The 1,590-nt window shown below is 68.4% G+C and carries 1 protein-coding gene; it reads right to left on the reverse strand.

Features of this window, described 5'->3' with window-relative positions; translation table 11 throughout:
- Positions 1 to 125: 125 nt before the first annotated feature.
- Positions 126 to 1,433, reverse strand: a complete 1,308-nt coding sequence (gene istA / locus TA90_RS12930; RefSeq protein ID WP_197067916.1) for an IS21 family transposase — start codon at positions 1,431 to 1,433, stop codon at positions 126 to 128.
- Between the last annotated feature and the right edge of the window lie 157 nt (positions 1,434 to 1,590).

Consider the following 1,590-nt stretch of genomic DNA (forward strand, 5'->3'; position numbering starts at 1 on the left):
TTCGGCGTGTGCCTGGTCGAGGACGGCGGGGAGGGCGTCCGCGGCGTCGGCGAGTTTCAGGTCGGTGAGGTGGCCGCGCAGCTGTTGATAGACGCTCGCTGCCGTCGTGGTGGCTGTGGTTGTGGTCATAGGAGGGTGTTCCTGTTCTTCGCGGCCTGCTCGTAAGCGGCCAGGCTGATCACGGTCGAAGGCTGCGCTGCAGCGCTGGTGAGGGCTGCGGCAGCGCGCAGCGCGGCGCTGCCGGGTGGGATGCGTTCTTTGCGGCGGTGCGGGCGTCCTGGTGTCGCTGACGCCATCGCGATGGCCTCCAGTGCGGTGACATGTCCGCTGTCGCGGATCGTGACGCCGAGGCCGGGTTCGGCGACCTGGTGGCGGGCGACGACCGTCCCCGATGCGGTGGCGATGTCGATGATGTCCGCGCCGAGCCGCTGTCGGACCTCGACTTTCGCGGCGGCAAGTTCGGGCGGGACGGAGTAGCGATTCCCGCGCCAGTCGATCAGCGCTTGCCGGGTCGCGGTGCGCTCCTCTGTGATGATCACAGGGAACACAACCGCAGGTAGCGGTCTGAGCCGCTCGTTCACGAACAGGGCGGACGCTGTCGTCGTCCCGAGCTCGCCCTCACGCCGCCGGTCGTCCTGCCCTGCGGCGAACGTGTTCAGGCTGGCCTGCGCTTGCTCGAGGGTGAGGTCGTCGGGCAAGGTCCGCCACCAGCGTTGCGCGGCGGTGTGATTGTTCTTCTCGACCACGCCCTTCCTGTTCCCCGACCGCGGTCGGCAGACCACCGCGGTGACGCCGTGGTGCTTCGCGAACGCGGCGAACTGCGGGACCAGGTCGCCGGTGCGGTGGTCCAGGACCGTCCGCATCCGGTCGAACCGCCAGGTCTTCGTGAGCCCGCCCAGCAGGGCGAGCAGGGTCGTCATCGCGGCGAGCAGGTGCGGGGTGTCCATCGACGGGGAGATCACGCCCCGCCAGACACCCGAGTGCGCGAGCGACCCGACCAGGACATACGCGGTCTTGCGTCCGAACCCCCAATGCGCGGGCGGGTCGGGCATCTCGACCCAGTCGAACTGGGTCTCCTCCCCGGGCGGGTGGTCGATGACCGCGTTCGCGCGTTTGGTGACGTGCGCGCACGCGGTGCACGCCGGACGCAGCCCGCGGGCACGAATCTGCCGCGTCAGCGTCGGATACGACCCCTCGTAACCGAGCGGTCGCAGCTCGTCGAGCAGCGTCACCGCCCACAGGTGCGGGTCCTCGGTCAGTCTCGCGGTGGCGTAGTCGACGAACGCGTCGAACGAGTCCGGGATGGTGCGCTCACGCATCCCGGGCTGGCGTTCACCGTTCAGATACGCGCGGATGGTCTTGCGGTCATGGTTAGTGCGGCGGGCGATCTCGCTGATCGTCATCCCCTGCCGTTTCAGAGCGTGGATGTCCACGCTGCTCCTCTCTGAGAGCATGAGAAACAGGGCCTTCCTCGGGCTGGTGTGTGGTCAGAGACCACCAGCATCGAGGAAGGCCCGCCTCATGCGGCGGAGCGACCCAGAGTGGGGAATTTCGATGAGCAGAACCGAGGAATTTCAGTGAGCGCCGTCA

Source organism: Actinomyces polynesiensis, from assembly GCF_000820725.1.
GTDB lineage: Bacteria > Actinomycetota > Actinomycetes > Actinomycetales > Actinomycetaceae > Pauljensenia > Pauljensenia polynesiensis.